Consider the following 6,485-nt stretch of genomic DNA (forward strand, 5'->3'; position numbering starts at 1 on the left):
TTTTCACGCATGTTACAGCAATGTTACATACCATGGTATAAAATGGATGTAGTTTCGCAATTTTAATGGATTTTTTTCATAAATCGCGTTATATCAATATTTTAAGTGTTCCATTTTTTGGTATCTATATTTGTTTTTTCGACATTTTTCAACAAAATAAATAAATAAAAAACGTGTATTTTCTATCGAAATACACGTTTAAAATGAAAATATGTTGTTTATAAATGCCCAATTGTTACAAAGAGCCTTTATTTTATCCTTATATTGTAAATTTCGCTTCAATTCCATTTGGTTCAATGATTGAAAAAATGTTTTCTTGTTCTTTTATTTCCATATTTTGCTCAACAAAACGTTTTTTTAATTGTACCGCATAGTCTTGATCCGGTAATTGAACTGTATAAGATTGAATACCTACCGCATCTTTTGGTAAAGCATCTGCTCCTTCACTATGCCATGTATTCAAACCAATATGATGATGATAACCACCTGTAGAAATGAATAACGCTTGTCCACCGTAACGTGAAACAACGGCATAATCTAATAACGATGTATAAAAATCTTCCGACTCTTGTAGATTGCGCACAGATAGATGAATATGTCCCATTACTGTATCTGTTGGTAAACCACTCCACGTACCATCTGCCTCACGTAATACAGATTGGAATTGTACAGGGTCTGTTGTCATGTAAACTTGTCCGTTCGAATCCCACTTCCACGTATCAGCTGGTCGATCAATATACATCTCAATGCCATTACCGTCTGGATCTGATAAATAAAGTGCCTCACTCACATCATGGTCTCCCGCACCAATCTGAACATTCTTCTGAATAAAATGCTGAATTAAGTTTCCTAAATCTTTTCTACTTGGCAATAATAATGCAAAATGATACAAACCAGTTGCGCCTCTTACAAACTGAGCATTCGGTACTTCTACTAATGTAATCAGTGCGTGCTGACCATCTGCTGTTAACGTAACTCGTCCTTCTTCTTGCTGTAAAACACGAAAACCAATAATCTCCGTATAAAAATCAATCGAACGCGAAAGATTTGAAACTTTTAATGTAACGTTTTGAATAAATAAATTTGGTTTTTGATGAAATGTTGTTGGCATATAAATCCCTCTCCCATTAACTTACTTTATGTAACTTACTATATATTAATAACTTAAAATTAGCAATAAAAAAATACCAAGCGATGAATCGCTCAGTATTTTCTTCTATTATTAAGATAACCATTTAGGTGGCGTATTTTTACTCCAATAAACATCCCCAAGATTATGATGTGTTGCAAATTGATCTTCAGCTGTATGGTAGTGGAAGTTGTAGTAATACCCTTCTCCTGGGCGATTTTCTGTTCGCACGTGGAATCGAATTAAGTCTTTGCCGGTTTGTTCATCGTAAATATTGAACATCTTTTCAGCATAGTTGCCACTTGGATTTTCGGTAATTGCTAGCTGCTGTACTTCTGCGTTCGTTACAGTTTGATCAATAGCTTCTTGCATTTTCGGAAAAATATGTGTATCAAAGTCTTCCTGAATTTTCGGTCCGATACGAGAACCGAATTTTTGATAAGCCTGTTCTTTGGCTTCCACAATCAAATCAACTTCTGGTTGTGTTGGTTCTTCAAAAGTCGATTCTATGTAGGTGGAGTGTTGTGTATCCTCGCCAATATTTTGTGACTTAGCACTTGCCTGTTCATCACTTAAAATATTATTCCAAATGGTATGACTTGGTGTAATAACACCTAATGTTACTACTGCTACCGCTGAAACAAGGAACTTTTGAATCCATTTCTTCATAAAATCACCCTCTTTTTTATTAGTCGTTCACCTGATTTGTCTCTATTGTACAATAGACTGAAAAATATTTATAAGAAAAACCCTCAATACTTTTTAGAACGCACTTTTCTACAGAAAAGTTGCAATTTACTGACGATTTTTCTAGCAAACTTTATGAACTTCGCCCAACTACACCTACTTTTTTCATTATATACATGAGAACGCCTAAGCCTAGAATCGTGACACCAATTTTCCATTCAAATGATAGGTGAAGCAGTTGATCAACAGATAAGCTTTCAATCACAATGGCAGGAATCTTCCCAATCATATTCGCAATAAAAAATGTAAAAAATGTCGTTTGTCCAACTGCCGCGACAAATGTCACAAGCCCTGATGGAATGAACGGTAAAATACGCAAAGAAATAATGAGAGCAAAAGCCTCTTTTTGATTGGCCTGTAATAATTTTTGAACTTTGGGATATTGAAAAGCACGTGTATCGTTCAATCGTTTAAAACCTTTGCGGTATAAGAAGAATGATACGGTCGCACCTAATACTTCTCCTGCGAAGGATAACAAGAGACCACCCCAAAAACCAAATACAATTAAATTGGCTGCTGTTAGAAATACACTCGGCACTACACCTAATATACTAATAGCTATACTTAAAAGTAGACTAATCATAATCGCTACTTGGGGATTTGTTTGAAATAATTCAATAATAGCTTGCTGCATCGCTTCCTCCTTACGATAAAAAAACTGTAAACAAACTGATTCATTCGGTTTGCTTACCGTTTCATTTACTTCTATTTAAGCTTCTAAACTTAACGAGTCCAGTCGAAGCATACTTCCTGTTGCTAAATTTTGAATATCGAGCGTAACAAAAATGGCTCCTACCTGATGTGTATGCCGTTTCACCTGTAGTCGATATTTTAATTGATCAAAAATCGAAAATAGATTAGCAAAACTTTCATCTATATCTTCTCGACGTACGAGTGTCGACTTCAAAAAATAGTGTTCTGTATTCGGTTCACTTAATACAAACGAAGGTTCAGGAACATCTAACAAAAAGCATTCTTTAGGATATTCATTTAAGTGTGGAACATCGTTCGTCCAATATAGCGTTTGTTCTGAGTTTACGGCTGTTTTAATTTTTTCATATAGTTGATAATCTTTTAACGAAAATTCTTTCGTGACATAATCCATTTCGAAAGGTCCTACATTTGTTTCGATTTTAATTTTCGAATAATCTTTATAAGAGGAATATTGTTGAAGTAGTGTTTGCAAAGTGGCCGTTAACCCTAAAAAGCATAAATCCTGTTCTTTTTTATGCATGTAAAAAATTGCGCGAAAGTCTGCTGTGTCAGACGGAAAAAGAAAAGCAATCTCTTTCTGTTTATTTTCTTTTACAATCTGTTCACGTTCTTCTTTTGATAATTCGCTTGAACATAAAATTACCGTTACATCATTCTGTCCATTACAACCTTTACGAAGAACTTGGTGCTGTACGTACTCCAAGCCAAAACTTCCTTCCTTTACATATGATTATATTTAGTATAAATAATCTTGAGGACTTAAACAAATGAATAATTTCATACAAATACATAGTAATTATATATTATATATAATGCTTTTTCATCCTATTTTATAAATACCGAAGTGGAATTTTGTATTTTTGCGTTCAATTCTTTGGAAATGGAAATCTTCAAATAAAGTAGAACGGTAATGTGCCTTTAAAACCACACTTCTTTTTGCCACTCGTTTTGCTTCCGTCATCCACTCTTCTGTTACCACATCATGTACACCTGCTTGTCGAAGTGGCTGAAAATGAACTGATTCTTCGATTGTTTCTTCAAACATTGGATCTAAATAGACCACATCAAAGGTATTGTCTCGTAAGGTTTTTAAGTAGTCTACTGCATTTTGCGAAACGACTTCAATACGACGCATATTTTGAAGAAGTGATAAACCCTCTGATTCGAAATCATAGTGTTGTAAACCTTGTTTCACGATAAACGCCACATTAGGATTCGCTTCACACCCCACTACACGTCCTTCTTCTCCAACAACTACTGCCGCCATCATACTGTCGGTTCCAAGTCCTAATGTACAATCTAAAAATGAATCACCTTGCTTTAATTCTGCAAGTTCTAATAGTGGATCTGCTTGTCCCTTTGCAAGTCTTTTCACACGAAAAGCAGCCGAACTCGGATGGAAAAAGAAAGGCTCTTTTGCGCCATAAGCATAATACTCATAGCGATTTTTCCCTGCTACAATCACATTTGCTTCGTATCGTTCTGCTATTTTTTGAACCGATTTTTTATCGCGTGGCACAACATCGATTTGTAACGTATGACCAACAAAACGCGCCTTCTCAATAGAAAGCGCGTCTGGTCTACCACCTGTAGTGGCAACAGTTCTTATTTTGCACATACTTGTTCTAATGCACCTGCTAAATGGTCACGAACTTCTTCCATCATATGTCCTTCGATTTGTTCACGTGGAATGAAGTAAGCAAGGTTACCATCTTTCCAAACAGCAATCGATGGTGAGCTTGGTGGCACTTCTTCAAAGAATGCACGCATTTGTTCTGTTGCTTCTTTTTCTTGACCTGCAAACACCGTTACTAAGTGGTCTGGTTTGTTCTCTACTTGCTGTACTGCTTCAATAACAGCTGGACGCGCAAGACCTGCTGCACAACCACATACTGAGTTAATCATAATTAAGGATGTACCTTTTGATTCTTGCATATGTTCTGCTACTTCATCAGCAGTTAATAATTGTGTAAAACCTGCATCTACTAATTCTTGACGCATTGGCGCAACGATTCCGCGCATATATTCTTCATAGGCATTTGACATATTGATTTCCTCATTTCTACATTGTAAATCAAACGAATTTATTTACATCGTTTCCACTATAATTATAGCACGCTATTTATATAGAAGAAACTCTATGAACTTTTATCATTTTATTTGATTAAATAAGACGTTGAGCGTATTTTCGATGCACCATTTTCACCATTCGTATACATGTGTTTGATAATCCCTTTACCTTTTGCCCAATACTGCACTAATTTTTCTTTTTTATTGGCTTGAACAATTTTTACGACATTTTTATATTTCTTGCCTTTTATCGTCATATTTACGTTTGTTGAAGCAACTACATTATGATACTTAGCTGTTGGATAACCTTTCAGTTTAGCATACGTTGTAAACTTCATTCCTTTTTTCAATGTTGCTGGTAAGACCTTACTCTCCATACGATCAATCTCGCCATAATTATTTTGATAATCAATCGTGTGAATACCATCTTTTTTCACAACATATTTTAATTTTGAAGACACATATGTATTATATTTTTTCTTTTTATAATCATATTCATATGTATGCCAATATCCTTTTTTAAATACCGTTTTATATTTAAAACGATAATTATCTAAATAATAACCTGTACCTTCTTTGTAATGACTTTTTTGTGTACTTGGTAAATAATCACTCGACTTTACAGACGTTGCAAATGCTTTTGTTCCATACACTGACAAAACCACCGTCATACAAAATAGTGTTAATAATAACTTCTTCATACGCTTCCTCCTAACATTTAATTATTATTAATTTATCATATTTAGTAAAAAATTACTTGAAAATAAAAGAAATGTTTATAGATTCAGAAAATGAGGGATAAATTAGAAGAAGGTCATGTACATGAAAAAATTATTAATTCCATTACCCATTAAAATCAGCGAAATTATCAGATAGTGACCCTTGGGGTAAACCGAAAACCGAAAAATCTTAACACTTGATTTTAACGTAAAAACAACTTTGATCGTAAAGTGTATATTTCATCTATGTCATTCCGTTTATACAAAGACGGCAAAGAGCTAGATGCTTTCTATGGTGGGGCCAAGCGGCTTGGTGGTGACTACGAAAAAGGTACAGACGTAAACGGTGCAGTTCAATATGATGTGGAAGGCGCTGGGGAATATACAGTGAAGTATGTTCCAACTAATACATTAGATGCCAAAGATATTTACTGGGAATTTGAAGTAAAAGAATAATTATGTAAAAGACTTTGGCGCGCGCTAAAGTCTTTTTTGATTATACGCCAGTTTGTAAATAATTTATAATTAAATAAATAAGTAACACAATGAGCACCATTCCGAATAATTTACGAAGCATAACCACATTCCCCCAACCGCTATTCGTATTACTGTTCGTATTCTACATAAAGCAGCTCAATTCCTTTATTCTAAGCGCATTAAATGATACGGTAGATTCGCATCAACTTCTTCCACTCTATAAAAGTTGTTTTTTAAGTAAATTGTAAGGCGGCTGTATTTTTGCTTACACACTTTAATGTAAGTGGTGTTCAGAAACGTTTAACCGCTTCATCAATAAGTTGTTTACCAATTCCTTTTCCTTACGTATCATTTGCAATAAAAAGATGATGTATGAATTGATCTGGTTCATAAATTGCCAAAAATCCTTGAAGTATACCTTTTTCATCTTCTGCAACAAGTAAAATTTCATCCTGTGTTTGCAAATCAAAATCTTGTAGCTCAAAAGATGCCCCATCTTCCCAAAGGAAATGCTTTGTTCGTACTTCTAAAAATAATTGCTGAAGCGACTGACGATCTTTTTCGAATCATGGTGTCTCTCCTTTTTGTGTATTGTATTATGCATAGTTAAGATTCCCTTTCAACGAGCA

9 protein-coding genes are annotated in these 6,485 nt (G+C 34.5%); 1 reads left to right on the top strand and 8 read right to left on the bottom strand.

Translation table 11 applies throughout. From position 1 onward, the window contains the following. Nucleotides 1–259 precede the first annotated feature (259 nt). From KGI01_RS13270 to KGI01_RS13300, 7 genes are all read right to left on the bottom strand, one after another. A complete protein-coding gene (locus KGI01_RS13270; RefSeq protein WP_141275075.1) occupies nucleotides 260–1,111 on the bottom strand; it encodes a VOC family protein in 852 nt (283 codons plus the stop codon). A gap of 111 nt (nucleotides 1,112–1,222) precedes the next feature. Further along, nucleotides 1,223–1,798 (bottom strand): YpjP family protein, encoded by a 576-nt coding sequence (locus tag KGI01_RS13275; protein WP_141275076.1) that lies wholly within the window; start codon nucleotides 1,796–1,798, stop codon nucleotides 1,223–1,225. Between the two features lie 151 nt (nucleotides 1,799–1,949). Further along, nucleotides 1,950–2,510 (bottom strand): TVP38/TMEM64 family protein, encoded by a 561-nt coding sequence (locus KGI01_RS13280; protein ID WP_141275077.1) that lies wholly within the window; start codon nucleotides 2,508–2,510, stop codon nucleotides 1,950–1,952. A 75-nt stretch (nucleotides 2,511–2,585) separates the two neighbouring features. Then, entirely contained in the window at nucleotides 2,586–3,293 is a 708-nt protein-coding gene (locus tag KGI01_RS13285) for a PhzF family phenazine biosynthesis protein (RefSeq protein WP_141275078.1), read from the bottom strand. A 117-nt stretch (nucleotides 3,294–3,410) separates the two neighbouring features. Then, nucleotides 3,411–4,208 (bottom strand): class I SAM-dependent methyltransferase, encoded by a 798-nt coding sequence (locus KGI01_RS13290; protein ID WP_068454102.1) that lies wholly within the window; start codon nucleotides 4,206–4,208, stop codon nucleotides 3,411–3,413. Next, the gene (locus KGI01_RS13295; RefSeq protein ID WP_068454104.1) at nucleotides 4,196–4,636 is read right to left on the bottom strand and encodes a BrxA/BrxB family bacilliredoxin; all 441 of its coding nucleotides are present in this window, start codon (nucleotides 4,634–4,636) and stop codon (nucleotides 4,196–4,198) included. Before KGI01_RS13295 ends, KGI01_RS13290 begins: the two co-directional genes overlap by 13 nt. Nucleotides 4,637–4,746: 110 nt before the next feature. Then, complete coding sequence (locus tag KGI01_RS13300; RefSeq protein WP_141275079.1) at nucleotides 4,747–5,361, bottom strand: hypothetical protein; 615 nt, start codon at nucleotides 5,359–5,361, stop codon at nucleotides 4,747–4,749. A 264-nt stretch (nucleotides 5,362–5,625) separates the two neighbouring features. Between KGI01_RS13300 and KGI01_RS13305 the strand changes: the two genes are divergently transcribed. Next, a complete protein-coding gene (locus KGI01_RS13305) occupies nucleotides 5,626–5,835 on the top strand; it encodes a hypothetical protein (protein ID WP_141275080.1) in 210 nt (69 codons plus the stop codon). A 362-nt stretch (nucleotides 5,836–6,197) separates the two neighbouring features. On the opposite strand, the gene KGI01_RS14140 is transcribed toward KGI01_RS13305, so the two are convergent. Beyond that, nucleotides 6,198–6,320, bottom strand: a complete 123-nt coding sequence (locus KGI01_RS14140) for a hypothetical protein (RefSeq protein ID WP_255314800.1) — start codon at nucleotides 6,318–6,320, stop codon at nucleotides 6,198–6,200. Nucleotides 6,321–6,485: the final 165 nt, after the last annotated feature.

Origin of the sequence: Kurthia gibsonii, from assembly GCF_006539985.1 — a bacterium.
GTDB lineage: Bacteria > Bacillota > Bacilli > Bacillales_A > Planococcaceae > Kurthia > Kurthia gibsonii.

Excerpts from the sequence above, each read along its gene's own strand:
- KGI01_RS13280 (WP_141275077.1), bottom strand. The coding sequence starts at position 2,510 with ATGCAGCAAGCTATTATTGAATTATTTCAAACAAATCCCCAAGTAGCG.
- KGI01_RS13270 (WP_141275075.1), bottom strand. The coding sequence starts at position 1,111 with ATGCCAACAACATTTCATCAAAAACCAAATTTATTTATTCAAAACGTT.
- KGI01_RS13295 (WP_068454104.1), bottom strand. The coding sequence starts at position 4,636 with ATGTCAAATGCCTATGAAGAATATATGCGCGGAATCGTTGCGCCAATG.
- KGI01_RS13290 (WP_068454102.1), bottom strand. The coding sequence starts at position 4,208 with ATGTGCAAAATAAGAACTGTTGCCACTACAGGTGGTAGACCAGACGCG.
- KGI01_RS13300 (WP_141275079.1), bottom strand. The coding sequence starts at position 5,361 with ATGAAGAAGTTATTATTAACACTATTTTGTATGACGGTGGTTTTGTCA.
- KGI01_RS13275 (WP_141275076.1), bottom strand. The coding sequence starts at position 1,798 with ATGAAGAAATGGATTCAAAAGTTCCTTGTTTCAGCGGTAGCAGTAGTA.
- KGI01_RS13305 (WP_141275080.1), top strand. The coding sequence starts at position 5,626 with ATGTCATTCCGTTTATACAAAGACGGCAAAGAGCTAGATGCTTTCTAT.